This is a genomic window from Streptomyces sp. JLBG701, from assembly GCF_058544905.1.
This window is the reverse complement of the sequence record NZ_CM178588.1, coordinates 638894-665379: the sequence shown is the minus strand read 5'-3', so window position 1 is coordinate 665379 and position 26486 is coordinate 638894. Positions and strand designations below refer to the sequence as shown.

Below are 26486 nucleotides of genomic sequence, written 5' to 3'. Positions count from 1 at the left end.
ACAACTACGGGATCACCTTGTGAACGGCTTCGATGTTGTTGCCGTCGGGGTCGCTGACGAACGAACAATAAGCGCGGTACTCGCTCCATGAGCGCGGAGCGTGCCGGGATCTGCCCCCGGCCGCTACCGCTGCCGCGTGGAAAGCATCCACTGCCTCTCGGCTACCTGCCACGAACGCGATGTGCACCCCTTTGGTGGCGGCGGTCTCGTTCACCGCGCGCTCCAGGGACAGCGATGGTGTCCCGTTGCGGATACCAGTACTCGGTGACATCGTCCGCCCGGTATCCGATGATGATCCCGAGTGGCTCCAGCGCAGCGGTGTAGAACCTCTTACTCGCCTCGAAATCCGAAGCGAACACACCGAGATGATGGATGAAGGGCGTCGGCGCTTCCATGGCTTAGGAACTGCACTTCGCGGATGACCCCGTAAAGGCTCAGGCCGGCGCCGTCTCTTTTGGGGACCGGGCCAGTCGTTGGAGTGCATGCGCTTCAGTCCGCTGCGGCCGCTGCCCGGCCGCGAGCCCTCCCGCCACTGCACCGGCCGGGCGGCGCGTTTGCCGGCCGCCATGACCAGGCTCTTCACGGTCTGTGCCGGTTCGGGGTAGGCCTGCACCGGCCGTCGCCCCCGGCCGGTGCAGGCCGGGGTGCACGGCCGTGCGTCCCCGGGCTGGGCAGTGGTTGTGGTCGAGATGCCCACCACAAAGTCAAGGCCGCGGTCTTCCAGGCCGAGCCGGAAGGCGGCGGTATCTCCGCAACCCCCGTCGGCGATGGCCAGGGGCACATCGATCCCCCAGGAGCGCATCTCGTCGATCATGTCGAGGGCAAGCTGCCACTTCTCGACATGCCCCACCTCTGCGGGGATGCCGCACTTCTCCCGGCGGGCCACCTTGGCCGGATCGGCCTCCGGCGACGCCGGATCCCAGCCTTCGGGCAGGAACAGCCGCCAGTTCACCGCCGCCGAGGAGCCGTTGGAGGCCAGGCGCAGCGAGACTCCGGCCCGACAGGTGGTGACCTTGCCCGCGGTGCCGGTGTACTGCCTGGTCACACACGCCGATGCATCCCCGTCCGTGAGGAAACCGGTGTCATCCACGATCAGCGCCGTCGGCTTGATGCCCGGCCGCATCCGCCATGCCAGACGGGCCCGCACATGCGCCGAGTCCCACGGGCTGGACGTGATGAAGTGGGCCAGGACCTGCCGGTTGCCGTCCACGCCCACCCGCGCGGCCATCGGCTCCACCGACTTGCGGTGTCCCTCCAGCAGCAGCCCCCGCAGACAGACCCCGCCCCACCGGCGCTGATCCACCCGCGTGAACGGCTCGAACATCTCCGCCGCGAAGTCCTCCAGATCACACCCGGCCGCGGCCAACCCCCCACCCAGCACACCCGATCAACGACGCAACCGATCAAGCGGACACGCCACCACCGAACGCACCCGACCAAGCCCTACTAGGCGCTCATCACCGCAACGTCTGAGCCCAGTTCTCCGGAACCCGCCCCGCAGGCCCGGGAACAGGCTGATCCGCAGGATGACTGGCCGGCGGAGCCAGCTCAGGTCCGACGTCGTACAACTCGGACGTAGCGAAGTTCCAGAACCACCGCTCACCCGGCTCGAAACTACGAATCACAGGATGCCCGGTGGCCTCGAAGTGAGCGCTCGCATGCTTCGCGGGCGAGTCGTCACAACACCCGATGTGCCCGCACTCCGCACACCGCCGCAGATGAAACCACCAGCCCCCGACGGCGTCACACTCAACACACCCGGTGCCGCTGGGCGGAACGCTGGGATCGATCCCGTTGTCGCTGGTCATGCAGGCTCCTCACTCGTGTCGTTGTCCGCGGCGGTCAGCGGCAGGAGAACCTGGAAGCGGGTGTCGCCCGGCTCGGACTCGACGTTCAGGCTCCCGTGGTGCTTGTTGACGACGATCCGCCAGGAAATGTCCAGCCCCAGCCCCGTACCCTCGCCCACCGGCTTGGTGGTGAAGAACGGGTCGAAGATACGGCTGCGGATCTCCGCGGGTACCCCGACACCCGTGTCGCCGAACTCCACCAGCAGCCGGTCGTGGTCGAGTGCCGTCCGCACGGTCAACGCCCCTTCCCCGCCAGCGCTGTTGATGGCCGAGACCGCGTTGTCGATCAGGTTGGTCCACACCTGGTTGAGCTCCGCGGGGTAGGACGGGATCTTCGGGAGCGTACGGTCGTACTCCTTGACGACCTTGATCCGGTCGCCGATCTTCCCGGAGAGCATCAGCAGCGTGCTGTCGAGGAGTTCGTGCACATCGGCGACCTGATAGGGCGCCCGGTCCAGCTGTGAGTACTGCTTGGCGGCGCCGACGAGGTGCGAGACACGGGTCGTGGAATCCTCGATCTCGGACATCAACAGCTCGGTCTCGACGGTGTAGTTGAGCCAGCCGATCGCCTTCGGCAGGATCTCCTCGTCCACGGCCGCCGCGACCTGGTCGAGCCAGTCGATGTCGAGCCCGGCCTGGACGAAGGTGGGCGCGATCTGCCAGCCCTCCGCGATGCCGTGGTCGTCGAGCCAGTCGGTGAGCGCGTCCTCGCGGTCCGAGGCCTCCAGCGGGCTCAACGTGGGCGCCTTGGCGACCCGTTCGGCGGTGCGCTCCTGGATGTCGATGAGGTTGGCCAGCGCCTCGCGCGAGTACGGGCCCTCGGAGATGATGCGCAGCTTGTGCCGCATCTTCGCCACCCGTTCCCGCAACGTCGAGGTGGCCCGTACGGCCGCGGCGGCGGGATTGTTGAGCTCGTGGGTGAGGCCGGCGGACAACGAGCCCAGCGCCAGCAGCCGTTCACGCTGACTGATGGCCAACTGGCTGCTCTTCTGACCGAAGAAGAGCCCCTCCAGCAGATGGACCGCCATCGGGAACCACTCACGCATGATGTTCGCGAACGTCTCGGCCGGCAGTACGAAGAACCGCGTCGGCTCCGTCACCCGCATCGAGTTGAGGTACACCTGCCGCACCCGGTCCCCGATGTACGCCTGCATGGCGCCCGAGTACACCCCGCGCTGCGAGGTCCTGGCGACCTCCACGTCGTCCCCGCCGACCCGGCGCGACAGCACCACGGTGCCCTCGACCATCACGTAGAAGCAGGTGGCGGCATCACCCTCGGTGTACACGGGCCCGGGCTCGAACAGCTCCACCCGCCCCTCGCTGCACAGCCTGCCGAGCTGCTCGGGAGACAGTTTCTCGAACAGGAACAGCTCGCCGATCTCCTGCGCGTTGCACGGCACCAACTGCCCGCTCATGACTGCTCCAGATACCGGTGTACGAGCATCACGGCCATGGCTCCCTCTCCGACGGCGGACGCGACACGTTTCGCGGACTCGGCGCGCGCGTCGCCCGCCACGAACACGCCGGGAATGTTGGTCTCCAGGTGGTAGGGCGGCCGGTCCAGCTCCCAGGCCGCCGGCGGTCGCCCGTCGGGGGTCAGGTCGGGCCCGGTCAGGATGAATCCGTGCCCGTCCCGCAGCACCGTTCCGTCCAGCCAGTCGGTCAGCGGGGCCGCGCCGATGAAGACGAACATCCACTGCGCGTCGACGAGTTCGGTCTCCCCTGTCTCAATGTCGCGCACGGTGATCTGCTCCAGGTGGTCGGAGCCGTGCGCGGTGTCCACGACGGTACGCGCGCGTACCGAGATGTTGGGTGCCTCGTTGATCTGCTGGATCAGGTAGTACGACATCGACGCGGACAGGTCGGCGCCACGCACCAGCAGGGTCACCGACTTGGCCCCCCTGGACAGGTACATCGCCGCCTGCCCGGCCGAGTTGGCGCCGCCGACGATGTAGATGTCCTGCCCCTGGCAGGAGGCCGCCTCGGTCAGCGCCGAGCCGTAGTACACCCCGGCCCCGGTCAGGTCGGTGCAGCCCGGCGCCTCCAGCTGCCGGTACGACACGCCCGTCGCCAGGATCACGGAGTGCGCGGCGACCGCCGACCCGTCCGAGAAGCGCACGGTGCGCGCCGCGCCGTTGATCTCCAGGCCCGAGACCTCACGCGCGGTGAGGATCTCGGCGCCGAACTTCGCCGCCTGCCGCCGCGCCCGGTCGGTGAGCTGCGCGCCCGACACACCGTCGGGGAAGCCCAGGTAGTTCTCGATGCGCGAACTCTGCCCGGCCTGGCCGCCGGTCGCCGACCGCTCCACGAGAACGGTCCGCAGCCCCTCCGAGGCCCCGTACACCGCGGCCCCGAGGCCGGCCGGGCCGCCGCCGATGACGACGAGGTCGTAGAAGTCCGCGGTGGGCGTCGTGGCCAGCCCCACCCGGGCGGCGAGGTCGGGCGCCTCCGGCTCGACCAGGGGGGTACCGTCCGGGGTGATCACCACCGGGAGCCGCTGCCCGTCCACTCCCGCGGCGGCCAGCAGCCGCTGCCCCTCGGGCTCGTCGGTGGAGTACCAGCGGTAGGGCACCTGGTTGCGGGCCAGGAACTCCCGTACGTCCGAGGAGCGCGCCGACCAGCGGTGGCCGATCACCTTGGTGGCGGGCACCGGCCGGTACTCGCTGCAGCGCCACGCCTCCAGGAGGTCGTCCAGGACGGGGTAGAGCTTCTCCTCGGGCGGGTCCCAGGGCTTGAGGAGATAGTGGTCGAGATCGACGACGTTGATCGCGTCGATCGCCGCGTCGGTGTCCGCGTACGCGGTCAGCAGCACGCGCCGCGCGCCCGGGTACACGTCCAGGGCCTGTTCGAGGAACTCGATGCCGTTCATCTGCGGCATGCGGTAGTCGGCCAGGATCACGGCGACGAGATCACCGCGCAGCTTCAGCTCACGCAGTGCCTCCAGCGCGGACTCACCGGACTCCGCGCGCACGATCCGGTACGACTCGCCGTAGCGCCGCCGCAGGTCGCGGGCGACGGCACGGGAGACTCCCGGGTCGTCGTCCACGGTCATGATGACGGTCCGCGCAGTTTCGGCGGCCTGTGCCATACGTCTCCCACCCCGAGCGGTCGGATTCAGGGCACGGCGGCCCCGTTGTCACCGCGCCGGTCCCGCCCATCGTATGTTCGATCGTCCCGCTTCGCTCCGGTATACGGGGAGCGGTCTCAGGGGCGGCGTGCGGCGAGCACGCAGAACTCGTTGCCCTCCGGATCCCAGAGAGTCACCCAGGGCTGCTGGCCCTGACCGATGTCCGCGCGGCGGGCCCCGAGTGCGAGGAGACGGGCGACCTCGGCGGCCTGGTCCTCGGGACGGAAGTCGAGGTGGAGACGGTTCTTGACGACCTTGGACTCCGGTACCTGGACGAAGAGCAGCCCGGGCAGCCGGTCCGGCTCGGGCCGGATCTCGTACTCCTCCGGGGAGTCGTCGACCACCACCCAGCCGAGCGCCTCGGCCCACCAGCGCCCGAGGGCGGCGGGGTCGGCCGAGTCCACGATTACCTGCTCCCACTCCAAGATCATGGGGACAGCGTAGTGAAGACTAGGGGTGACGCAAAGATGGGACCGCGACACAGGGAGACAGCCGTATGACGCGCCCGATCACCGCAGGGTTCGACGGCACCGACGAGAGCCGCGCCGCGCTGGCCTGGGCGGCCCGCGAGGCGGTCCGCCGGGGGCTGGCGCTGCGCGTGGTGCACGCATGGAGCTTCGAGTCGCACGAGGCGATCGACGCGGGAGGCCGGGACAGCCAGGAGCAGTGGGTGCGGGACGCGGTGACGGAGGCCGTCCGGACCGTCACCGAGCGGCATCCGGGCCTCACCGTGTCCACCGACGTCGTCGAGGGCGACGCCGTCGACTCCCTGGTGGCCGGCGCCGAGGACGCCGAGTCGCTGGTGCTGGGCTCGCGCGGCCACGGCCGGGTCATCGGCTTCCTGCTCGGCTCCGTCGGCCAGCAGGTGATCGCTCAGGCCGCGCGTCCCGTGGTCCTCGTGCGCGCCGGGGACGAGGCGTCGGCCGAGGCCGCCGGACGCGAGATCGTCGTGGGGCAGGAGGGCAGCCCCGAGGACAGCGATGCCGCGCTCGGGTTCGCGTTCGAGACGGCGGCGGCGCGCGGTGCCACGGTGCGGGCCGTACGGGCCTGGACGCTGCCGCCGGTGTTCGCCTACAGCCCGGGCTCGATGAAGCTCCTCGACGAGGCCGGGGGACTGGAGCCCTATGAGAAGAAGGCGCTGGCCGCGGCGGTCCAGCCGTGGCGGGAGCGGTTCCCCGGTGTCCCGGTGGTCGAGCACGTGGAGATGGGCAGCGCGGGGCAGGTGCTGCTGTCGGTGGCCGTGCGGGCCCAGCTGATGGTCGTGGGTCGGCGCGCCCGTCGTAGCGCCGTGGGTTCCCGGATCGGCTCCGTCGCCCACGGCGTCCTGCACCACGCGGACTGCCCGGTGGCCGTGGTCCCGCACGACTGAGTCACTCCGTGGTGGGCTGCAACGTCTCCCGCACCTTGGGCAGGATGTTCGCGATGTAGTCGTCCACGACGGCGTCCAGGCCGATGTCGTGCTGCGCCCGCTCGGACATGTACCAGCGGTGTTCGAGGAGCTCGTGGTAGATCTCGGCCGGGTCCATGGAGCCGCGCAGCTCCAGCGGCACCGCCCGGACCGTGGGCCGGAACACGTCCCGCACCCAGCGGTGGGCGAGCACCTCGGGGCGGGCGGCGAGGGGGTCGCTCGGGGCGTAGTCGTCCTGGGTGGCCATCCAGCTCTCCAGGTCGTTGAGGAGCCGCCGGGCCTGGTTCTCCTCCGCGTCCAGGCCGGTCAGGCGCAGCAGTTGCCGCTGGTGGTGACCGGCGTCGACGACCTTGGGCACGAAGGTCACCGTGTCGCCGTTCGAGGAGTGCTCGATCTGCATCTCGGCGACGTCGAAACCGAGCTCGTTGAGCCGGCGTATTCGGCGCTCGATGAAGTGGTACTTGCCCGCCGGGTACACGGAGGTGCGGGTCAGTTCCTCCCACAGGCCGGTGTAGCGGGCGCAGATCTCGGTGCCGAACTCGATCGGGTCCACGGAGGGGTGCAGCGCGCCGGACGCCTCCAGGTCGAGCAGCTCGCCGCTGATGTTCACGCGCGCGAGGTCGAGGTCGTAGTCCCGCTGCCCGTTGCTGAGCTGCGGATGCAGGTCCCCGGTCTCCGCATCCACCAGATACGCGGCGTAGGCGCCCGCGTCACGCCGGAACAGGGTGTTGGACAGCGAGCAGTCGCCCCAGGCGAAACCGGCGAGGTGCAGCCGCACCAGCAGTACCGCCAGTGCGTCCATCAGGCGGTGCATGGTGGCGGGGCGCAGGGTCGTCTCGAACATCGACCGGTACGGCATGGAGCCGCCCAGGTGCCGGGTGATCAGCACCGGCTCCAGTGGGGCGCCGTTGCCGTCGGCGCGGCCGGTGACCACGGCCAGGGGGTCCACCGCGGGGATGCCGAGCCGGTCCAGGTCGCGCAGCAGCTCGTACTCGCGCAGCGCCGGGCGCTCCGCGAGCTCCTTGACGGCGATCACCTCGGAGCCCGCGCGGGCGTAGCGGACGACGTGCCGGGAGATGCCGCGGGGCAGCGGGACGAGGTATTTCTCCGGCCACTCCTCCAGAGGCACGTCCCACGGCAGTTCGAGCAGGAGCGCGGGATGCTCCGGATTGGTGGCGCTGATCTGCAAGGCCATGGGACGACCTTAGAGTGCCTGTTCGCGTGCGCGCTGCGCCGCCTCACGTACCGGACCGTGGTGCACCGGCCCGTGCCCGGGCAGCAGGACGTCGCCCGCGAGTCCCTCCAGGACGTCCAGCGAGGCCACCGCGCGGGGCCGCTCGTGGTGGAACATGTCGGGCAGGAGCTGCGGCCCGCGCACGCGCGAGGTGGGGTGGCCGCTCACCAGGGCGTCGCCCGAGATCACCACACCGGCGTCCGGCAGATGGAAGGCGACGTGGCCGGCGGTGTGCCCGGGCGTGTGCACCGGAACCGGCCGGCCCGGCAGGTCGAGCGGGCCCGTCCCCGGGAAGGACCGGGGCTCGGCGACCGGGATGTGGGCGGTGCCCCCGGAGCGCAGCGCGTGCACGGCCCACGGCACGACGCCCGGGCGCCACCCGTTCCTCAGCACCTGCCCGACGGTCACCTGGTGCAGGAACTCCCGCCGCGCGTGCGGCACTTCGGCCTCGTGCAGGAGAATCGGCGTGCCGTACGTGGAGCGCAGATACTCGGCGGAGCCCAGATGATCATTGTGCGCGTGAGTGATCAGCACCGCCGCGACCGCCTCGGGCGAACTCCCCACCGCGGCAAGGGAGGCGAGGAGCTGCTCCCGGTCACCGGGGTAGCCGGTGTCCACCAGCGTGACGGCGTCCCCCTCGCCGAGGATCACCCAGTTCGTGTTGCTGCCGTGCACCAGATGGATGCCGTCGGTGACTTGCCGCACATCAGCCCGCATGATCGTCCCGCCTGGTGAGATACCTGCCCGACGCTCACAGCAAAGCAGATCAGGCGGTGGGCGGAACCGCCGGGTGGGGACGCATCCCGAACAGGAACCGCGTCACCCTCGTCCGGCGCACCAGGAACTCGTACAGGACCAGGATCGCCGCCAGCGAACCGGCAACGATCACCGCGTACTTGACGAGCATCGGCGCGGACCAGCCGACCACTGCGTAGGCGATGGCGACCACGACCGGCTGGTGCAGCACGTACATCGGCATCACGGCGGGAGCGGCATACGCCCACACCCGCCCGCGCCTCTCCGCTTTCCCCGGATCCTCCTTGTCCGGCGGGTCCGGCCGCTGAGGCCGAGACCGCTCGCGCCGTCGGTCCAGCAGGCCGAGGATCGCCGTCACCCAGCACCAGCCCGCCACGCTGAACACCGTCCGGGTCACCAGGGCGAGGGCGTTCCAGTCGGTGAACGGGTCGCCCTCCGCGGCGAACCCGGGTGCGGTGGCCGCGAACAGCGCCAGCCCGGCCACGCCGACCGGGACGGCCAGGCGGCGCGTGGCGGCACGGATCCGGTCGTCGTCGGCGAGTGCGTAGCCGTAGAGGAAGAACAGCAGGTACGCCCAGCGGTTCCAGACGGCGAAGCCCTCCTCCATGCCCAGGAATGTGTTGACGCAGGCGAGTGGGATCGCGGGGAGGAGGAGCAGGGTCGGGTGGCGTGTGACCGCGGTGAAGGTGCGCTCGGGGATGGCCGCGAGGGGTGTCGCCACAGGGGCCAGGAGCAGGCAGAAGGCGAGGAGCAGGACGACGAACCACAGGTGGCCGGTCTCGAAGTGTTCGCCGTCCAGGATGAACGGGAAGTCGGTGAGGTCGAGGTGGACGGTCAGGAAGCGGGGCCAGAACCGCCAGTACGACTCGTGGTAGCCGGGGTCGGCGGCCCGCTCGCGCAGCCACTGCGGGAGCGGCAGGAGGGCGAAGGTGGCGAAGACCAGGGGAACGCCCAGGCGCAGCAGCCGTTCGCGGGCGAAGCCGCGGGGGCCGCGACGGCGGATCGAGTGCCGGGCGCCGAGGCCGGCCACAAGGAAGAGCATGGGCATCGCCCACACCACGCCGAGCCCGGCGAGGGTGTTGACGGCTTCGGACGTCTCGTCGTTCTTGATGTAGAAGTCGACGTCCGGGGAGAAGACCAGGCCGGAGTGGAAGAAGACCAGACCGAGCACGACGAGGGCGCGCAGCGCGTCCAGCTCCCAGCGGCGGGGAGCGGTTGTCGTCCGTTCGGATTCGGTGACCATGCCACCCCCAAGTCCCGCTCATTGTCCGGGAGTCGGGGCGGGGACGACAGGCTTCCGCCGGACACGAGGCTGCCTCCGGCACCGTCCGCCGGAGGCAGCCCCTCGCGTGCGTCCGAAGCGGCCGCCTCCAGGTCCTGTCGTCACATTCCCGTCGTCCGCCCGGAGGGCGGGCCGCGCGGCGTCAGGCGGGAATGTGACGACAGGGCCTAGGCCTCAGTGCACGCCGTGCGGGCGGAACTGCACGCTGATGCGCGGTCCCGCGGCGCGTGTGGTCTTGGGGATGGCGTGCTCCCAGGTCCGCTGGCAGGAGCCGCCCATCACGATGAGGTCGCCGTGTCCCAGCGGGCGCCGGACCGTGTCGCCGCCGCGCACCGGGCGCAACAGCAGATCGCGGGGCGCGCCCACGGAGAGGATCGCGACCATGGTGTCCTCGCGCGCACCCCGCCCGATCCGGTCCCCGTGCCAGGCCACGCTGTCCCGGCCGTCGCGGTAGTAGCACAGCCCGGCCGTGGTGAACGGCTCGCCCAACTCGTCGGCGTAATGCGCCGAGAGCGTGTCACGCGCCTCCTCCAGCACCGGGTGCGGCAGCGCCTCGTCGGTGTCGTAGAACGCCAGCAGTCGCGGTACGTCCACGACGTGGTCGTACATCTTCCGGCGCTCCGCCCTCCACTCCACCTCGGCGGCCAGTTGTTCGAACAGGGCGTCGGATCCGCCGAGCCAGCCGGGCAGTACGTCGATCCAGGCGCCGGAGCCGAGCACGGTGCGGTGCAGCCCGTCGAGGGGGCCGAGACCGAGCCGGTCGGTCTGGTCGAAGAGGGAGCCCTGGAGGTGCGTGGTCATGGATCCAGCGTACTCCGAGATTCGAAAATGTGTTCCATTATGTTCTCGTGCGTTCCAACCCTTTGGATACACCGGTGTATCGGATACATTCACGTATCGAACGGAGGGCCGGACATGGTGACCGAGGGAACGACCGGGCGGGTGACCAAGCGCCGTGTCCGCACCCGGGCCAATCTGCTGGACGCCGCGTTCGCCGTGTTCGCGGCCAAGGGATTCGGCCGGGTCTCCATCGAGGAGGTCTGCGAGAGCGCCGGCTACAGCAGAGGCGCCTTCTACTCGAACTTCGCCAGCCTGGACGAGCTCTTCTTCGCCCTCTACCGGGAGCGGGCCGAGTTGATCGCGGACCAGGTGGCCGACGCGTTCGCCCTCGACGGGCCGGACCTCGACGTGCCCGCCGCCGTCGACCGCGTCACCGACGTACTGCTTCTCGACCTGGACTGGCTCCTGGTCAAGACGGACTTCCTGGTGCACGCGGCCCGTGACCCGGCCGTCGCGCAGACCCTCCTCGACCACCGGGCGCGGCTGCGCGGGGCGATCGCCGAACGGCTCGCCCGCGCGCGCGGGCACACCGAACTGCCCGCCGTGCTCGGCGACATCGACGCGGCCGCGTACGCGGTGATCGCCGCGTACGACGGAGTCACCACCCAACTGCTGCTGGACAAGGACGTCGAGAAGGCGCGTGCTTGGCTCAAGCAGCTGCTCACCGCGCTGTTGACCGACGGCAGCGGACAACTCCAGTGAAACTCCCATGAGAAGGGCAACGGTCGCCATGGATGCGGACGTCATCGTCGTCGGAGCGGGCCTCGCCGGCCTTGTCGCGGCGCACGAACTCACCAGCCGGGGCAGGAGGGTCGCACTGGTCGACCAGGAGAACGCCGCCAACCTCGGCGGGCAGGCGTTCTGGTCCTTCGGCGGGCTGTTCCTCGTCGGCTCCCCGGAGCAGCGGCGCCTGGGCATCAAGGACTCCCTCGACCTCGCCTGGAACGACTGGCAGGGCAGCGCCCGGTTCGACCGGCTGGAGGACGAGGACTCCTGGGCGGCCCGCTGGGCACGCGCCTACGTCGAGTTCGCGGCGGGGGAGAAGCGGCCCTGGCTGGAGGGACACGGCATCAAGTTCCTGCCCACGGTCGGCTGGGCGGAGCGCGGCGACCTCAGGGCCGACGGACACGGCAACTCCGTACCCCGCTTCCACATCGCGTGGGGCACCGGAACGGGAGTCGTGGAGCCGTTCGTGGGCTACGCCAAGCAGGCGGCCCGCGACGGACTGCTCACCTTCCACCACCGCCACCAGGTCGACGAACTGGTCGTCGAGGAGGGCTCGGTGCGCGGCGTGCGCGGCACCGTCCTGGCGGAGGACAACTCACCGCGCGGCGTCTCCTCCAGCCGTGAGCGGATCGGCGACTTCGAACTCACCGCCCAGGCCGTCGTCGTCACCACCGGCGGCATCGGCGCCAACCACGACATCGTCCGCCAGTACTGGCCCGAACGCCTCGGCACCCCGCCCACCCGGATGATCACCGGCGTGCCGGCGTACGTCGACGGGCGGATGCTCGACATCAGCGCGCGGGCGGGCGTACGCCTGGTCAACCGGGACCGCATGTGGCACTACACCGAGGGCGTCCAGAACTGGGACCCGATCTGGCCCGGCCACGGCATCCGCATCCTGCCGGGACCGTCGTCGATGTGGTTCGACGCCCTGGGCCGCCGCCTCCCGGACCCGTGCCTGCCCGGCTACGACACCCTTGGCACCCTGAAGCACCTGCGCACCACCGAGGACATCGCCGGACACGACCACTCCTGGTTCATCCTCACGCAGAAGATCGTGGAGAAGGAGTTCGCGCTGTCGGGCTCCGAGCAGAACCCCGACATCACCTCCAAGGACCGCCGGGCGTTCCTGCGTGACCGGGTGCTCGGGAAGGGCGCGCCCGGACCGGTGGAGGCATTCCTGCGCAACGGCGCGGACTTCGTGTCCGCGCCCGCCCTGGAGCAACTCGTCGAGAAGATGAACCAGTTGACCGAGAAACCGCTCCTGGACACCGACGGGCTGCGGCGCCAGATCGAGGCCCGCGATCTGCAGATCGCCAACGCCTACAGCAAGGACTCCCAGGTCCAGGGCATCCGCAACGCCCGCCGCTACATCGGCGACCGCCTCGGCCGCGTCGCGACCCCGCACCGCATCCTCGACCCGGCGGCCGGACCGCTGATCGGCGTCAAGCTGCACATCCTCACCCGCAAGACCCTCGGCGGCATCCAGACCGACCTCGACTCCCGCGCGCTGGCGGCCGACGGGCAGCCGATCGGCGGTCTGTACGCGGCGGGCGAGGTCGCCGGATTCGGCGGCGGCGGCGTCCACGGCTACAACGCCCTGGAGGGCACCTTCCTCGGCGGCTGCCTCTTCTCGGGCCGCAACGCGGGGCGGGCTGCGGCCAAGCAGACGGGCTGAGCGTCAGTCCAGCAAGCGCGCGAGTACGGCCGCGTGGCTCTCCTCGGGAGCCTTCGCGGCCGTCAGCAGCGTCACGGGCCCCATGCGGGTCAACTCGCGTACGTGGTCCAGGAGTTCGGACGCCTCGGGCACGGCCAGCTCCGCCTCGTAACGGCGGGCGAACTCCTCGTACGACGCCTCACCCGCGTGGTACCAGCGGCGCAGCTCGGTCGACGGGGTGAGGGCCTTGGGCCACTCGTCGACCCGGGCCGCGTCCTTCGACAGGCCGCGCGGCCACAGCCGGTCGACCAGGACGCGCACACCGTCCTCGGGCTCGGGCGATTCGTAGACGCGGCGCACGCGAACGCTCACGGCAGGGCCTTTCTCCGGTGGTGGACGTGCCGGGAGCGTACTGCCGGACGCGGCGCGACTTGACCTGTTGGAGGGCGAGTTCCGCGGAGGTCACCTTTAGGGTGAAGCGGTCTCCCAACCCCCCACCGTAGGAGGGCACGTGCCGCAGGCCGTCAGACGCACCTTCGTCCTCGGAACCGTTCCCGTCGCCCTCGTGGCGCTGCTCGGAGCCGCCGCACCCCCGTCGACCGGCTCGTCCGGCGTAGGCGACCCGTACTTCCCGCTCGCCGGCAACGGCGGATACCACGTCGCGCACTACGACCTGACGCTCCGCTACGACACCGCCGACGGGCACCTCGACGGCAAGGCCGTCCTCACCGCCCGCGCCACCCAGCGGCTCACCCGCTTCAACCTGGACCTGAACGGGCTGAAGGTCACCGGCCTGACCGTCGGACACGACAAGGCCGGCGTCCGCCGCGACGGCCAGGAACTCGTCGTCACCCCGCGCCGGGCCCTGCGCCAGGGGCAGTGGTTCCGCGTCACCGTCACCTACAACGGCACCCCGGCCCCGGTCACCGACCCCGACGGCTCGCTGGACGGCTGGATCCCCACCGACGACGGAGCGTTCGTCGCCGGTGAGCCGCAGGGCGCCATGACCTGGTTCCCCGCGAACAACCACCCCAAGGACAAGTCGTCGTACGACTTCACGATCACCGTCCCCGAAGGCCGCACCGCGGTCGCCAACGGCGTTCTCCTCGGCAAGCGGACCGTGCACGGGCACACGACGTTCCGCTGGCGCCAGTCCGAGCCCATGGCCGCCTACCTGGCCACGGCGACCGTCGGCAAGTTCGAGGTCGAGCGCTACACCACCCGCGACGGCATCCAGGTCTACAACGCCGTCGACCCGCGCGAGGCCGACGCGGCGGCCCCCGTCCTCAAGCAACTGCCGTCCGTCCTGGAGTGGGAGAGCAAGCTCTTCGGCCCCTACCCGTACCGCGCCGCCGGGGCGATCGTAGACCGGGCCCCGAACGTCGGCTACGCGCTGGAGACCCAGACCCGGCCCGTGTACGACTCGGCCCCTGACCTCGGCACCCTCGTCCACGAGAGCGCCCACCAGTGGTTCGGCGACTCCGTCTCCCTCACCAGCTGGAAGGACATCTGGCTCAACGAGGGCTTCGCGACCTACGCCGAGTGGCTCTACAGCGAGCAGCACGGCGGCGACAGCGCGCAGAAGACCTTCGACGCGCTGTACGCCCGCCCGGCGAGCAGCGGCCTGTGGGAGTTCCCGCCCGGCGACCCCGGCAGCGGCGCCAACATCTTCGGCACCCCCGTCTACGCCCGCGGCGCCATGGCCCTCCACAAGCTCCGCACGGCTGTCGGGGACCGCACGTTCTTCCGCATCCTGAGGGCCTGGGCCACCGAACACCGCGACGGACACGGTACGACCGCGCAGCTGATCCGTCTCGCGGAGCGGGAGTCGGGCAAGGACCTGGGCGAGCTCTTCCAGACCTGGGTGTACGAACAGGGCAAGCCGAACCAGCCGTAGAAGCCGCCCCCAGTCCTAAAGCCGAACCTGCCCTGGAACCTGACGAGTTCCAAACAAGTGTCGGTCAAGGTCGACCCATGATCACTCGTAGACCCAGGGTCGCGCTGCTGGCCGCATCCTTCTTGCTCACCGGATGTGCCGCCGGGGCGGTGGCGACGCCGGGCCACGCGCCCGGCGTCGCCACGCCGACCACGCCGACGCCTTCACGTCCGAGATCTCCGTCGAAGCGGCACCGCAGCAGATACCCGGCCTGGGGCCCAAGACGTGGGCCGAGATACCGTCCAACACCCGCCAGGCCGTCGTGGTGACCGGCCGCGGCAAGAACTCGCCGGAATCCACCGTCGTCCTCTACGAGCGCACGGAGAACGGCTGGCAGGCCGGGGAGAGCTGGCCCGCGCACAACGCGCTGGAGGGCTGGACCGACGACCACCGGGCCGGTGACCTGCACTCGCCCATCGGCGTCTACGCCCTGACGGACGCGGGCGGGCTTCTGCGCGACCCCGGGACCCGGCTGCCGTACGACCAGGGCAGCGGTTTCACCATAGGCGGTACCGGTTTCGAGGGCGAGTCCCTCGCCGGCTCCTTCGACTACGTCATCGCCATCAACTACAACCGGGTGCCCGGCACTTCACCCCTGGACTGGACCCGCCCGCTCGGCGCGGACCGGGGCGGCGGCATCTGGTTCCACGTCGACCACGGCGGGCCCACCCACGCCTGCGTCAGCATCGCGAAGGCGCACATGAAGAAGCTGCTCCGCGTGCTGGACCCCGCCAGCCATCCTGTCGTCGTCATGGGGGACGCCACGTCCCTCGCCCGCTGAACGGCCTAGGATCCGCCGAGTGTGCGCATACGTGCTGGTCGTGGAAGACGACGAGATGCAGGCCGAGTTGATACGACGCTCCCTGCTGTCGGAGGGCCACACGGCCACCGTGGTCCACGACGGCCCGGCCGCTCTCGACGCCGCCCGGCGGCACCGGCCGGACCTCGTCGTCCTGGACCTGATGCTGCCGGTGATCGACGGCTTCGGGGTGTGCCGGGCGCTGCGCCGCGACGACGACATCCCCGTCCTGATGCTCACCGCCCGCACCGCCGAGGACGACATCCTGCTCGGCCTGGAGCTGGGCGCGGACGACTACATGACCAAGCCGTACAGTCCGCGCGAGCTGATGGCGCGCATTCGTACCGTGTTGCGCCGCAGCGGGCGGGCCGGGGACGACCGGCGTGAGGATCCCGTCGTACGGGCCGCTGGGATCGCGGTCGATCCGGTGCGGCACGAGGTGCGGTGCGACGGCGTACTGGTGGAGTGCACGCCGGCCGAGTTCGAGGTGCTGCTGGCCATGGCCGCCGAACCCGAACGGGTCTTCTCCCGGCGGCAGTTGCTGGAACACACCCGCGGCTTCGACCGGGCCTCCACCGAACGGGCCGTCGACGTCCACATCATGAACCTGCGCAGGAAGATCGAGGCCGACCCGCGCCGGCCGGCCCGCCTGCTGACCGTCTTCGGCGTCGGCTACAAGCTCAGCGGCGGCCAGGCGTGAGCACCCGGATACCGCTGCGCAAACGGCTCCTGGTCCGGCTGCTGATCGTCTCCGGCCTCATCGCTGTGTGCTCGGTGGCCGCGACCGCGTGGCTGGCCGTCGCGACCACCACCCGCGCCCTCCGGGAGGAACAGGGCCAGGCGCTCGCCGCCGACATGGACGTCCTTGCCGAGCTCAGCGGCTACGCCGCCACGCATCCCGACTGGACGGGAGTCGCGGCGACCGTACGGAAACTGTCGGCGAAGACGGGCCGGCGCATCGCCCTGACCACCCCCGACCACACGGCCATCGCCGACTCGGCGCCGCGCGGCACCTCCCTGCCGCCGACCGCCGCCGCCACCGTGAACCCGCTGGTCACCGACACCTACAGCGAACGCGGCGCCCAGCTCAGCGGCACCGACCCGCGCGTGGTGGGCCCATACCGGCTCACGGAGGCGGAACGCACGAAGCTCGACGTCCTGGCCGGGAAACGCCGGACCTGCTTCGCCCGCTATGGCCAGGAGACCACCCTCATCCGCACGCCGAGCGGCCGTCCGGTCGTCGCCGGCGCGGACGGGGACGCCGAGCCCAGCTATGTGCCGGAGCCGTGCGCGGACGGTCTGCTCAACACGTCGACCCCCACAGAGGAGAAGGCGCTGGCGGCGCTTCAGACGCTCGCGCGCGGCTGTCTGCAGAAGGCGGGCCTGGACTCCATCCCCCTGGGCCTCGGCGACGGCCTCTCCTTCCCGACCTTTCGGAGCCCGTCCTTCGCGCCCGGGTTCGACAAGCCGAACACCAAGGAGTGGCAGTCCTGTCTTGAGGACGCCCGCCGTGCCCAGCTCGACCCCTATGTGGCTCCGGTGGCGGAACTGTTCCTGGGTCGCGGGGACACTCCTGCCGTGCGGTTCGACATGTCTTCGGCGAACAAGACCAAGGTCGTGGGCACAGCGGGGCTTGTGCTCGCCGTCACCGTCGCCGTGACCGCCCTGGTCGCCACCCGGCTCGTACGGCCCCTGCGCGCGCTCACCGAAGCGGCCCAGCAGCCGCCCGAACTGCATGTGCGCGTCCCCGTCACCACCCGGGACGAGACCGGGATCCTCGCCCTGGCGTTCAACGACCTGACCGAGCGCCGCGAACGCCTGGAGATCCAGCGCAAGGCGATGGTCAGCGACATCGCCCACGAACTGCGCAGTCCGCTCACCAACATCCGCGGCTGGCTGGAGGTCACCCGCGACGGCGTCGTCGCCCCGGACCCCGCCCTGCTGGCCGCCCTGCACGAGGAGGCGCTCGTCCTCCAGCGCGTCATCGACGACCTCCAGGACCTCGCCGACGCCGACGCCGGCACCCTGCGGCTGCACCGCGAACCCGTCCGCGCCGCCGACCTGCTCGACCAGGTCACCGCGGCCCATCGCGTCGCGGCCGACGGGGCGGGCGTCTCCCTGCTCACCACCGTGGACGGCACACCATGGCTCGACGCCGACCCGGTGCGGATGCGGCAGGCGCTGGGCAACCTCGTCTCCAACGCGCTGCGTCACACCCCCGCCGACGGCACCGTCACACTGGCTGCGCGCCGCGATGGCGAAGAGGTCGTCTTCGACGTCACCGACACCGGCACCGGCATCGCCCCCGAGGACCTGCCCCACGTCTTCGACCGCTTCTGGCGCGCGGAGAAGTCCCGTAGCCGCCGCACCGGCGGAAGCGGGCTCGGCCTGCCGATCGTCCGCCACCTCGTCGCCGCGCACGGCGGCACCGTCGAGGTACGCAGCGCGCCGGGCGTGGGCAGCGTGTTCACCCTCCGGCTGCCCGGCGCCCAGGTACCGGCGGAGGACTGATCCGCGGTCACTGCTCCCGCATGCCCCAGGGTGAGCCGTACGCGGTGAGCAGGTCCAGGAAGGGGCGGGCCTCGAACGCCTCCGGGCCGAGGACGCCCGCGCCGGACCACGCGCCCGTGGCGAGGAGTTCGAGGGCGACGACGGGGTTGACGGCGGTCTGCCACACCACCGCCTGGCTGCCGTACTCGGCCATGGACCACTGGTTGTCGACCACGTGGTAGAGGTACACCTCGCGCGGTGCGCCGTCCTTGGTGCCCCGCACCCAGGTGCCCGCGCACGTCTTGCCGTGCATCCGCTCGCCCAGCGTCGCCGGGTCGGGCAGACACGCGGCGACGACGTCCCGGGGTGACACCGCGACCGGTCCGGCGGGGCTCGGCACGGTCACCGGCTCGGTCCGGTCCAGGCCCAGCAGGTGCAGCGTCCTGAGCGTGTCGATGAACTCCTCGCCCAGGCCGTACTTGAAGGTGACGCGGCGGGCGTCGAGCCAGCGCGGGACGAGCAGCACCTCCTCGTGCTCCACGTTCACGCACTCGACCGGCCCGATGCCCTCGGGGAAGTCGAACACCTCGGGCTCGCTGAAGGGCGCGGTGGTGAACCAGCCGCGGTCGGCCTCGTAGACGACCGGCGGGTTCAGGCACTCCTCGATGGTGGTCCAGATGCTGAAGGACGGGGCGAAGTCGTAACCGTCGACGGTCAGGTTCGCGCCGTCGCGGATGCCGATCTCCTCGATCTCGTCGAAGAGTTCATCGGCGGCGTACCGCGCGAAGACGTCCGACAGACCGGGCTCCACCCCCATGCCGACGAGCGCCAGCACGCCCTCCTTCTCCCACTCGGCCGCCTCATCGAACTGGGCGTCGCCGAGCTTGATCCCGCACTGCTCGTACGGCCGTTCGGTGTGCGGCCGGGACAGCGACATCGCCATGTCGAGGTAGGTGGCGCGGGCGGTGCGCGCGGCCCGGAACAGGGGCATGACGAACCGGGGGTCGGTGGCGTTGAGGAGGACGTCGCACTCGTGGCGCGCCAGCAGCGCCGCGACCGCCGTCTCGTCGTTCGCGTCGACGCGCTCGGCACGGAAGCGGGCTCCTTCACCGCCGAGGGCGGCGACCGCGGCCTCGGCCCGCGACAGGTCGTAGTCGGCGACCACCATCTGGTCGAAGAACGCACGCCTGGCCGCGATCCGGGTGATCGCGGTGCCGACACCGCCGGCACCCACGAGCAGTACACGCATGGCAGGAACTCCTTCTTGAGCGGAGGTTCGAAGGTCGGTGAGTGGGGCCCCTGGCCGCAGATACAACGCCGTCCCCTCATTTAAGGTCAATGGTGTTGGCATAAGGGCTCAAGGCAAGGGGAGAGGGAGGCAGGCGTGCCGAAAGCGGTCGTGCCGGAGGAGCGGCGGCGCCGGCGCCGTCCCACCAAGAGCGGCACCGTGCTGTCCGAGCGGCTGATCGTCGAGACCGCGCTGCGCATGCTGCGCGAACACGGCAGCGCGGGTCTCACCGCCCGCCGCCTCGGCCACGCCCTGGACGCCGACCCGAGCACGCTCTACCGCTACTTCCACGGCATGGACGACCTGACCCTCGCCATCGGCGACGCCCTCATCGGCCAGGCGCTGGACGGCTGGCGGCCGACAGGGGAGTGGCGCGCGGACCTGCGGGCGATCGGCCTGCGCATCCATGCCGCGTACGTCGCCCACCCCCAGGCCGCCCTGCTCACCACGAACCGGGTCACCGGCCGGGCGAACGAACTCGCCGCCGACGAGGCCGTCCTGGACGTCCTGCGCACGGCCGGGTTCCCGCTCCCGGACACGGTGCGCGTCTACCACGCCTTCATCGACCAGACCCTGGCCTTCGCCGCCCTCGACGCCGCCTCCCTGGCCCTGCCGAGCGCCTCCCTGACCGCCGACGAGGACATGTGGCGCTCGACCTACGCCCGCCTGCCCGCCGAAACCCACCCCCGGATCGCCGAGGCGGCCCCGCTCCTGGCGACCCGCATGGTCACCAGCGCCTACCCGACGGCCCTGGAGATGCTGCTGGACAGCGCGGCCGGTTCGCTCAAGGCATCCGGGTCCTAGAGGCGCAGTGCCTCGGCGGCCGTCGCCGACACCGCCTCGGCCACAGCGGCAAGCGCCGGCGAGTCGAGTTTCCACTGCTGCCAGTACAGGGGGATATCGACCGCTCGGTCCGGGGCGAGCAGCACGAGCCGGCCGGACCGGAGCAGCGGGGCGGCCTGCTTCTCGGGGATCATGCCCCAGCCCAGACCGGATGCGACCGCCTCCACGAAGCCCTCCGAGGTCGGCACCAAGTGCCGCACCGGGCCCGCGCCTTCACGGCCCGGGCGGAGTGCGCGGACGAATCCGTCCTGGTAGTCGTCCCGCCGGTCGAAGGTCACCACGGGCGCGTCCCCGAGCGTGTCCGCCAAGGGCCCGTCGAGATGCGTGGCGGCGAAGTCCGGGTTCGCGGCGGCGACGTAGCGCATCCGGCCCAGGGCGCGCACGGAGCAGCCCGTGACGGCATCGGCCGACGAGGTAACCGCCGCCATCACCAGCCCCTCCCGCAGCAGCGCCGCCGTGTGTGCCTCGTCCTCACGGTGCAGCTCGAAGCAGAGCCGCGGCTCCTGCGGCACGCGGGTCAGTGCCGGGAGGAACCAGGTCGCCAACGAGTCGGCGTTCACCGCGACCGACACCCGGGTCGGCTCCCCGGCCGCGCTCATACCGAGCTCGGCGCGGGCGTCACGCTCCAGTCGCGCCAGTTGGCGGGCGAACCGCACCACGACCTCGCCCGACTCGGTGGGCCGCACCGGCTTCGTACGCAGCAGCAGCACCCGCCCCGTGCGCTGCTCCAGGGCCTTCACCCGCTGACTGACCGCCGAAGGCGTCACGTGCAGGGCGGCCGCCGCGGCGTCGAACGTGCCCTCGTCGACAGCGGCGAGCAGAGTCCGTACCTGATCCAGCGGCAGCTCGGTCATCATCACGACAGTTAATGATACGTAAGAATCTTTAGCTGTACGCGTAGTGATCGCATCCGTAGCGTCGAAGACATGCCCGCTTCCCTCACCGCCGCGGCCGCCGGATTCGGCACCGGTCTCTCGCTCATCGTCGCCATCGGCGCCCAGAACGCCTTCGTCCTGCGCCAGGGGATACGCCGCGACGCGGTCCTGGCCGTCGTCGGCATCTGCGCCCTCTCGGACGCCCTCCTCATCGCACTCGGTGTCGGCGGCGTCGGTGCCGTGGTGGTCGCGTGGCCGGGCGCGCTGACCGTGGTCGGCTGGATCGGCGGCGCGTTCCTGCTCTGCTACGGCGTACTCGCCGCCCGTCGGGTCTTCCGGACGGGGGAGGCCCTGCGGGCGGAGGGGGAGGCGGTGGGATCACGGAAACGAGCGGTGCTCACCTGCCTGGCGATGACCTGGCTCAACCCGCACGTCTACCTCGACACCGTGTTCCTGCTCGGCTCCGTGGCCGCCGACCGCGGACCGCTGCGCTGGATCTTCGGGCTCGGCGCGGTGCTCGCGAGCCTGTGCTGGTTCACCGCGCTCGGCTTCGGTGCCCGGCTGCTCAGCCGCTTCCTGGCCAAGCCGGCCGCGTGGCGGGTCCTGGACGGTCTGGTCGCCGCCATGATGATCGCCCTCGGCGCCACGCTCGTCGCCGGAGCCTGAGAGCGATCAACAGCGGGAACGGAAGCTGTGATTGCGGATCCGGAACGCTCGGCCGGTGCTGCCATAGTGAACCCTGATCCGAAAGATGTAGCGAGCAACCAGGGACCCCGTGGACACGAGCGAGAGCAGCACCGACAACAGCGCCGACCCCAAGACCGCGGCCCCCGCCGAGGCACCTCGGCGCGGCTGGCGCCGCTGGGCCATGGACACGCGACCCTTGCGCCGCCCGGCCTACCGTCGGCTGTGGTCCTCGACCATCGTCACCGCCGTGGGCAGTCAGCTCACCGCCGTCGCCGTGCCCAAACAGATCTACGACATCACCGGCTCCTCGGCCTGGGTGGGCTACGCGAGCCTCGCCGGCCTCGTGCCCATGGTCGTGTTCGCGCTGTGGGGCGGTGCCGTCGCCGACACCATGGACCGCCGCAAGCTGCTCCTGATCACCAACATCGGCATAGCCGTCACCTCGCTCCTCTTCTGGATCCAGGCCGCCACCGGACTCGACTCGGTGGCGACGCTGATGGTCCTGCTCGCGGCCCAGCAGGCCTTCTTCGGCCTCAACGCCCCGGCCCGCAACGCCTCCATCGCCCGCCTCGTCCCGGCCGGCGAGCTCGCCGCGGCCAACGCCCTCGGCTCGACCGTCATGCAGACCGGTCTGGTGGCCGGCCCGCTGCTCGCCGGCGCCCTCATCCCCGTCATCGGCCTGCCCGAGCTGTATCTCATCGACGCGCTCGCGCTGTGCTTCACGGTCTGGGCGGTCGTACGGCTGCCCGCGCTGCCGCCCCTGACCGCCTCGGCCACCCGACGCGCCGGAGTCCGGGAGATCGCGGCCGGCTTCCGCTACATCGCCCTGCACAAGGTGCTGCTGCTGTCCTTCCTCGCCGACATCATCGCGATGGTCTTCGGCATGCCCCGCGCCCTGTTCCCGCAACTGGCGGCGCAGACCTACGCGTCCTACGGCGAGGGACTCGCCCTCGGCCTGCTGTTCGCGGCGATCCCCATCGGGGCGGTGATCGGCGGACTGCTCTCCGGAACGTTCTCCCGGGCGCGCCGGCACGGCTGGATGGTCATCGGGGCCGTCACCGCCTGGGGCGCGGCGATCGCGGGCTTCGGACTGAGCGGCAGCCTGTGGGTCGCGGTGGTGTTCCTGGCCATGGCCGGGGTGGCGGACATGGTCTCGATGGTCTTCCGCGGGGCGATCCTGCTGTCCGCCGTCACCGACGAGATGCGCGGCCGTATGCAGGGCGTCTTCACCGTGGTCGTCGCGGGCGGCCCGCGCCTGGCCGACGTCCTGCACGGCACCGCCGGCTCGGCCTTCGGCGCGCGCACGGCGATCACCGGCGGCGGCCTCCTGGTCGTAGCCCTCATGCTGGTCCTGGCCGCCGGCGTCCCGGCCCTGCGCCGCTACCGGATCTGAACCCCTACAGCGGGCCGCGCCGATGGTGGGCGTACTGATCCATGAGCTTGCCTCTGGTCGTCTCCAGCCGGTGCGCGAGGATCTCGGCGACGATCCGCACCAGCGACAGCCCGAGCGGTGCGTCCTCGTCGCACAGCCTGCGCACCGCCTCGGCGTCGAACTCGTAGGCGCGCACCGGGCTGAAGGCCTCCGCGCCGAAGTCCCAGCGGTAGGGCGGGAAAAGCCAGGACCAGCCGAGCAGATCGCCCGAGCCGAGGCTGGCCACCGTCACGCGCTGCACGGACGTCACCCGCTGGTCCAGGGAGACCGCGCCGGAGCGGACGACCCAGAACCGGTCGGCCGTGCCGCCCGCCTCGAAGATCCGGGCGTCCTCGGGGAAGGAGACCTCCCGCGCGAGTGTCATCAGGCGCTGGCGCTGCTGCGGCTCCAGCGCGGTCAGCAGTTTTATCGCTTTGGTCATGGCACAGGGCTCCTCGCCGGCGATCGGGTCCGGTGCTTCCCTTGCTTCCCTGCGTCCATTTCAGCCGCTGCCGACGCCTTGAGCACCTCGGAGGACGAAGGTTCCGGTGCCCGGAGACAAGAAAAAGCCCTGGCTGGACGGGGGAGACCAGCCAGGGCCGTATATGTGGTGGCGCACGGAGGAGGGTTCCTGTCGACTCCGCGTCCACGTATGAATTAAAGGTAAACCATCTACGGGCGTTTCGTGCACGAGAAACCCGGTCACGTGACCGGTTTCACTCTTGAGTCGTGCCGTCCGGGGGTAACGATCTCGTCCAGCACCCTGAGCACCGCCTCGTAGGCCACCGCCCGCACGGTCGCATCGCGGGCCCCGTCCGGGTCGGCCGGTCTCAGCGCGTCACTTCGCTCCCGCCATGCCCGCTCCTCTCTTTCCGCGCAGGCCTTGGCCCGCTGGATGCGCCGCAACAGCTCGCCGGAGTCCACCATGTCCGTCATGTTCTACGTGTACCCCCACCCTGCGATTCGATGGCTGCCGACGCGGGCGCGGCGACGGGAACGCCCAGCGGACGGGCCAGGCCGACCACCGCCTCGTCCAGGCGTTGCAGATGCCGCAGCACGCGGTCGGTGATGCGGCCGTAGCGCGGAGTGGCGCCGATGTCCGGCTCCAGCAGGGACGCGATGCTCGGCCCGGTCTCGACCTCGACGACGGCCTTCTCGCCCGCCACGTGCGCGGTGATCGCCGCGATGTTGTGCGCGATGCGCCGGCCCGCCCGGCGCAGCCGCGGATCCGCCGCGATCGACGGATGGGTGGGCAGGATTTCGGCCATCGCCGCCAGGGAACGCGCGTGGTAGGCGCAGGTCTCCAGCAGCGCGACGACATAGCGTGCGGTGTTCCGCCGGGACCGAAGGGGCGTGATCGGGTGGGTGAGTGGCTGGATGGCGGCGCTCAGATCGGCCAGCGCCTGGTCCAGGTCCCGTGCCTTGTCGAGCAGTTCGGCCGCGGGCCCGCCGCTGAGCTGCTCGACGGCCGCGTCGGTGACCTCGCCGAGCCGGTCAAGCACCGTACCGAGCAGGTCGTTCGTACGGCGGTCGGTCCGCACCGGCAGCACGAACGCCGCCGCGATGATCCCGCAGGCCGCGCCGAGCGCCGTCTCCTCGATCCGCAGGACCAGCGCCGAGACACTGTAGGTGTGCAGCAGGGTGTAGAGCAGCCCCAGCATCGCGGTGACGAAGAAGGACATCAGGGTGTACGACAGCGGTGCCGTGTAGAACATCGCGAAGATGAACAGCAGCATCAGCGCGAACGCCGTCCAGGTGTGCCGCCCGACGAGCCCGGCCAGGACGATTCCGGCGATGACACCGAACACGGTGCCCAGCAGCCGCCGGTAGCCCTTGACGAGGATCTCGCCGGTGGAGGCCGTGTTGATGAACACGATCCAGCAGGTCAGCACCGCCCAGTACCAGCGCTGACTGGACAGGAACTCACCGCCGACGATGGCGAGCGCCGAGCCCACCGCGACCTGCAGAGCCGCCCGAGTCGTCGGCCGCTCCAGCCCGCTGGGCGCCGCATCCTCCTCCTGGCTCTCCTCGCCGCCACCGATGGCGGCGTCCTCCGCCTCCAGTTCCTCGCGTGAGCGGGCCGTCGAGGGGGAGTCGTCGGACTCGTCCGCGGGTCCGTCCAGGGCGATCCGCAGCCCCAGTACCGCACGCGCGGCCTCGCCGATGCCCCGGAAGACGTCCTGGACGGCAGGAGGCGCGTCCGGCAGGTTCTCCTCGTCGCGGTAGCCCAGGAGCCGGTTGCGCACCTGGGCGAGGGCGGTCCCGACGTCCTCGGAGGCGGGCCGCAGGACGACCATGTGCAGCGCCTCCAGATCGCGGCGCAGGGCGGCGCTCGCGTCGTCCCGCAGGGGCAGCTGACCCCCTGACGGCACCGGCGCGCCCGGCAGATGGAGGGTGAGCGTGTCCGTGCGCTCGGCGCTGCGGGCCGTCAGCAGCTGGAGCCCCAGCCGCTCGGCGGCGATCTCGGCATCGGCGATACGCCGCTGGAGCAGCCGCGCCACGGCCTCGTCCGAGGTGCCGTCCTCCAGCCGGCCCTGGATCATCAGCGCGGTCTCGTGCAGCCGTGCGGTCCCGACGCGCACGTCGTCGAGCACCTTGTCCACATCGTCGGGACCGGCGTCCAACAACTCGGTCTGCGCCACCAGCAGTTGGGCGAGCCGGGCCCGGAAGGCATGGCGCAGCCGCTCCAGGAGGCCGGCGGGCGACTCGGGCACGAGCACGAAACGCGCCACGGCACTGCACCCGAAGGCCAGGGCCAGCGCTCCGTACAGTCCCGGAAGGGCGGAGACGCTCGCGCCGACGAACAGGGAGAGGAAATAGACCTGGAAGCCGATCAGCCCGAGCGCGGTGCCGCGGTCACCGAACCGCCGGCTGTAGACGGCGCAGAAGATCAGCGCGACGAAGGCGAGATCGCCCGCCACCACATGCGAGCTGAGCAGCGCCGCCAGCGACACGGCGGCCAGCGCCACCGGCAGACCCAGCGCGAGCGTGACGGCCTGCTGCGCCCGCTGCTTCTCCCGGATCGCGAAGGTGGAGACCATGGCCGCCATGGCCCCCGCCACCAGATGAGGCGTGTCGGCTCGCAGCAGGGCCAGCACAGCCAACGTGAGCGCGATGGCGGACACGGTCCGCAGGCCGGCCGCCAGCCGCAGCAGCCCGGGATCGGATGCGTCGACCCGATCCCGCAGCCGCGCCCGAACCGACCGTCCCGCTGCCTTCACGCCGTCGCACTCTCTCCCGCGTCACGTCATGATCCTTGTCACGTCATGATCCTTCTGAA

At 71.0% G+C, this 26486-nt stretch carries 24 protein-coding genes and 1 pseudogene; 10 read left to right on the top strand and 15 right to left on the bottom strand.

The genetic code is table 11. The annotated features are described in order from the left end of the window. Positions 1-4: 4 nt before the first annotated feature. The 5 genes from AC5DRG_RS03105 to AC5DRG_RS03085 all read right to left on the bottom strand — a co-directional run bounded on the left by AC5DRG_RS03105 (position 5) and on the right by AC5DRG_RS03085 (position 5405). A complete protein-coding gene (locus tag AC5DRG_RS03105; protein ID WP_491807860.1) occupies positions 5-1366 on the bottom strand; it encodes an IS701 family transposase in 1362 nt (453 codons plus the stop codon). A gap of 91 nt (positions 1367-1457) precedes the next feature. Further along, on the bottom strand, positions 1458-1808 hold the full coding sequence (locus tag AC5DRG_RS03100; RefSeq protein ID WP_491807858.1) for a UBP-type zinc finger domain-containing protein: 351 nt from the start codon (positions 1806-1808) through the stop codon (positions 1458-1460). Continuing rightward, positions 1805-3262, bottom strand: coding sequence for an ATP-binding protein (locus AC5DRG_RS03095; RefSeq protein ID WP_491807856.1), 1458 nt, complete (start codon positions 3260-3262; stop codon positions 1805-1807). The genes AC5DRG_RS03100 and AC5DRG_RS03095 overlap by 4 nt, the downstream gene beginning before the upstream one ends. Then, the gene (locus AC5DRG_RS03090) at positions 3259-4935 is read right to left on the bottom strand and encodes an NAD(P)/FAD-dependent oxidoreductase (protein ID WP_491807854.1); all 1677 of its coding nucleotides are present in this window, start codon (positions 4933-4935) and stop codon (positions 3259-3261) included. Before AC5DRG_RS03090 ends, AC5DRG_RS03095 begins: the two co-directional genes overlap by 4 nt. A gap of 116 nt (positions 4936-5051) precedes the next feature. Continuing rightward, positions 5052-5405, bottom strand: a complete 354-nt coding sequence (locus AC5DRG_RS03085; protein ID WP_491807853.1) for a VOC family protein — start codon at positions 5403-5405, stop codon at positions 5052-5054. 65 nt (positions 5406-5470) lie between these two features. Between AC5DRG_RS03085 and AC5DRG_RS03080 the strand changes: the two genes are divergently transcribed. Beyond that, a complete protein-coding gene (locus AC5DRG_RS03080; RefSeq protein ID WP_491807851.1) occupies positions 5471-6343 on the top strand; it encodes a universal stress protein in 873 nt (290 codons plus the stop codon). A gap of 1 nt (position 6344) precedes the next feature. Here the strand turns inward: AC5DRG_RS03080 and AC5DRG_RS03075 are convergent, their stop codons facing one another. The 4 genes from AC5DRG_RS03075 to AC5DRG_RS03060 form a co-directional block, all read right to left on the bottom strand. Continuing rightward, positions 6345-7577, bottom strand: coding sequence for a DUF4032 domain-containing protein (locus tag AC5DRG_RS03075; protein ID WP_491807849.1), 1233 nt, complete (start codon positions 7575-7577; stop codon positions 6345-6347). Positions 7578-7586: 9 nt separating this feature from the next. After that, on the bottom strand, positions 7587-8333 hold the full coding sequence (locus AC5DRG_RS03070; protein WP_491807848.1) for an MBL fold metallo-hydrolase: 747 nt from the start codon (positions 8331-8333) through the stop codon (positions 7587-7589). A 49-nt stretch (positions 8334-8382) separates the two neighbouring features. After that, positions 8383-9615: an acyltransferase family protein gene (locus AC5DRG_RS03065; protein WP_491807847.1), complete on the bottom strand. Its 1233-nt coding sequence runs from the start codon at positions 9613-9615 to the stop codon at positions 8383-8385. Positions 9616-9828: 213 nt separating this feature from the next. Further along, positions 9829-10455 (bottom strand): alpha-ketoglutarate-dependent dioxygenase AlkB, encoded by a 627-nt coding sequence (locus tag AC5DRG_RS03060; protein ID WP_491807846.1) that lies wholly within the window; start codon positions 10453-10455, stop codon positions 9829-9831. A 114-nt stretch (positions 10456-10569) separates the two neighbouring features. On the opposite strand from AC5DRG_RS03060, the gene AC5DRG_RS03055 reads away from it, so the two are divergent. Next, on the top strand, positions 10570-11196 hold the full coding sequence (locus AC5DRG_RS03055; RefSeq protein WP_491807845.1) for a TetR/AcrR family transcriptional regulator: 627 nt from the start codon (positions 10570-10572) through the stop codon (positions 11194-11196). Positions 11197-11224: 28 nt separating this feature from the next. Then, a complete protein-coding gene (locus tag AC5DRG_RS03050) occupies positions 11225-12898 on the top strand; it encodes an FAD-binding dehydrogenase (RefSeq protein ID WP_491812952.1) in 1674 nt (557 codons plus the stop codon). A gap of 3 nt (positions 12899-12901) precedes the next feature. Here the strand turns inward: AC5DRG_RS03050 and AC5DRG_RS03045 are convergent, their stop codons facing one another. Further along, positions 12902-13249 (bottom strand): DUF488 domain-containing protein, encoded by a 348-nt coding sequence (locus AC5DRG_RS03045; protein ID WP_491807844.1) that lies wholly within the window; start codon positions 13247-13249, stop codon positions 12902-12904. Positions 13250-13388: 139 nt separating this feature from the next. Between AC5DRG_RS03045 and AC5DRG_RS03040 the strand changes: the two genes are divergently transcribed. From AC5DRG_RS03040 to AC5DRG_RS03025, 4 genes and pseudogenes are all read left to right on the top strand, one after another. Further along, positions 13389-14774, top strand: a complete 1386-nt coding sequence (locus AC5DRG_RS03040) for a M1 family metallopeptidase (protein ID WP_491807842.1) — start codon at positions 13389-13391, stop codon at positions 14772-14774. Between the two features lie 77 nt (positions 14775-14851). Further along, positions 14852-15594: pseudogene (locus AC5DRG_RS03035) on the top strand (hypothetical protein). Positions 15595-15613: 19 nt separating this feature from the next. Continuing rightward, positions 15614-16312, top strand: a complete 699-nt coding sequence (locus AC5DRG_RS03030; RefSeq protein WP_491807840.1) for a response regulator — start codon at positions 15614-15616, stop codon at positions 16310-16312. Further along, complete coding sequence (locus AC5DRG_RS03025; protein ID WP_491807838.1) at positions 16309-18123, top strand: sensor histidine kinase; 1815 nt, start codon at positions 16309-16311, stop codon at positions 18121-18123. The genes AC5DRG_RS03030 and AC5DRG_RS03025 overlap by 4 nt, the downstream gene beginning before the upstream one ends. 7 nt (positions 18124-18130) lie before the next feature. Here the strand turns inward: AC5DRG_RS03025 and AC5DRG_RS03020 are convergent, their stop codons facing one another. Next, complete coding sequence (locus AC5DRG_RS03020; protein ID WP_491807837.1) at positions 18131-19351, bottom strand: saccharopine dehydrogenase family protein; 1221 nt, start codon at positions 19349-19351, stop codon at positions 18131-18133. A gap of 135 nt (positions 19352-19486) precedes the next feature. Between AC5DRG_RS03020 and AC5DRG_RS03015 the strand changes: the two genes are divergently transcribed. After that, the gene (locus AC5DRG_RS03015; RefSeq protein ID WP_491807835.1) at positions 19487-20194 is read left to right on the top strand and encodes a TetR/AcrR family transcriptional regulator; all 708 of its coding nucleotides are present in this window, start codon (positions 19487-19489) and stop codon (positions 20192-20194) included. On the opposite strand, the gene AC5DRG_RS03010 is transcribed toward AC5DRG_RS03015, so the two are convergent. After that, on the bottom strand, positions 20191-21090 hold the full coding sequence (locus tag AC5DRG_RS03010; RefSeq protein WP_491812951.1) for a LysR family transcriptional regulator ArgP: 900 nt from the start codon (positions 21088-21090) through the stop codon (positions 20191-20193). The genes AC5DRG_RS03015 and AC5DRG_RS03010 overlap by 4 nt on opposite strands. 69 nt (positions 21091-21159) lie before the next feature. Here AC5DRG_RS03010 and AC5DRG_RS03005 point away from each other — a divergent pair, with 69 nt between their 5' ends. Together AC5DRG_RS03005 and AC5DRG_RS03000 are read left to right on the top strand one after the other, a co-directional pair. Then, a complete protein-coding gene (locus tag AC5DRG_RS03005) occupies positions 21160-21774 on the top strand; it encodes a LysE/ArgO family amino acid transporter (RefSeq protein WP_491807834.1) in 615 nt (204 codons plus the stop codon). A gap of 109 nt (positions 21775-21883) precedes the next feature. Then, positions 21884-23188: an MFS transporter gene (locus AC5DRG_RS03000; protein WP_491807832.1), complete on the top strand. Its 1305-nt coding sequence runs from the start codon at positions 21884-21886 to the stop codon at positions 23186-23188. Positions 23189-23192: 4 nt separating this feature from the next. Here the strand turns inward: AC5DRG_RS03000 and AC5DRG_RS02995 are convergent, their stop codons facing one another. The 3 genes from AC5DRG_RS02995 to AC5DRG_RS02985 all read right to left on the bottom strand — a co-directional run bounded on the left by AC5DRG_RS02995 (position 23193) and on the right by AC5DRG_RS02985 (position 26427). Further along, on the bottom strand, positions 23193-23648 hold the full coding sequence (locus AC5DRG_RS02995; protein WP_491807831.1) for a cyclic nucleotide-binding domain-containing protein: 456 nt from the start codon (positions 23646-23648) through the stop codon (positions 23193-23195). Between the two features lie 260 nt (positions 23649-23908). Further along, positions 23909-24142: a hypothetical protein gene (locus AC5DRG_RS02990; RefSeq protein ID WP_491807829.1), complete on the bottom strand. Its 234-nt coding sequence runs from the start codon at positions 24140-24142 to the stop codon at positions 23909-23911. Further along, entirely contained in the window at positions 24139-26427 is a 2289-nt protein-coding gene (locus AC5DRG_RS02985) for an FUSC family protein (RefSeq protein WP_491807827.1), read from the bottom strand. Before AC5DRG_RS02985 ends, AC5DRG_RS02990 begins: the two co-directional genes overlap by 4 nt. Positions 26428-26486: the final 59 nt, after the last annotated feature.

What these genes read in the sequence shown, in the direction of transcription:
- AC5DRG_RS03100 (WP_491807858.1), bottom strand. Translation starts at nt 1,808, where the DNA reads ATGACCAGCGACAACGGGATCGATCCCAGCGTTCCGCCCAGCGGCACC.
- AC5DRG_RS03095 (WP_491807856.1), bottom strand. Translation starts at nt 3,262, where the DNA reads ATGAGCGGGCAGTTGGTGCCGTGCAACGCGCAGGAGATCGGCGAGCTG.
- AC5DRG_RS03090 (WP_491807854.1), bottom strand. Translation starts at nt 4,935, where the DNA reads ATGGCACAGGCCGCCGAAACTGCGCGGACCGTCATCATGACCGTGGAC.
- AC5DRG_RS03085 (WP_491807853.1), bottom strand. Translation starts at nt 5,405, where the DNA reads ATGATCTTGGAGTGGGAGCAGGTAATCGTGGACTCGGCCGACCCCGCC.
- AC5DRG_RS03080 (WP_491807851.1), top strand. Translation starts at nt 5,471, where the DNA reads ATGACGCGCCCGATCACCGCAGGGTTCGACGGCACCGACGAGAGCCGC.
- AC5DRG_RS03075 (WP_491807849.1), bottom strand. Translation starts at nt 7,577, where the DNA reads ATGGCCTTGCAGATCAGCGCCACCAATCCGGAGCATCCCGCGCTCCTG.
- AC5DRG_RS03070 (WP_491807848.1), bottom strand. Translation starts at nt 8,333, where the DNA reads ATGCGGGCTGATGTGCGGCAAGTCACCGACGGCATCCATCTGGTGCAC.
- AC5DRG_RS03065 (WP_491807847.1), bottom strand. Translation starts at nt 9,615, where the DNA reads ATGGTCACCGAATCCGAACGGACGACAACCGCTCCCCGCCGCTGGGAG.
- AC5DRG_RS03060 (WP_491807846.1), bottom strand. Translation starts at nt 10,455, where the DNA reads ATGACCACGCACCTCCAGGGCTCCCTCTTCGACCAGACCGACCGGCTC.
- AC5DRG_RS03055 (WP_491807845.1), top strand. Translation starts at nt 10,570, where the DNA reads ATGGTGACCGAGGGAACGACCGGGCGGGTGACCAAGCGCCGTGTCCGC.
- AC5DRG_RS03050 (WP_491812952.1), top strand. Translation starts at nt 11,225, where the DNA reads ATGGATGCGGACGTCATCGTCGTCGGAGCGGGCCTCGCCGGCCTTGTC.
- AC5DRG_RS03020 (WP_491807837.1), bottom strand. Translation starts at nt 19,351, where the DNA reads ATGCGTGTACTGCTCGTGGGTGCCGGCGGTGTCGGCACCGCGATCACC.
- AC5DRG_RS03010 (WP_491812951.1), bottom strand. Translation starts at nt 21,090, where the DNA reads ATGATGACCGAGCTGCCGCTGGATCAGGTACGGACTCTGCTCGCCGCT.
- AC5DRG_RS03005 (WP_491807834.1), top strand. Translation starts at nt 21,160, where the DNA reads ATGCCCGCTTCCCTCACCGCCGCGGCCGCCGGATTCGGCACCGGTCTC.
- AC5DRG_RS02995 (WP_491807831.1), bottom strand. Translation starts at nt 23,648, where the DNA reads ATGACCAAAGCGATAAAACTGCTGACCGCGCTGGAGCCGCAGCAGCGC.
- AC5DRG_RS02990 (WP_491807829.1), bottom strand. Translation starts at nt 24,142, where the DNA reads ATGACGGACATGGTGGACTCCGGCGAGCTGTTGCGGCGCATCCAGCGG.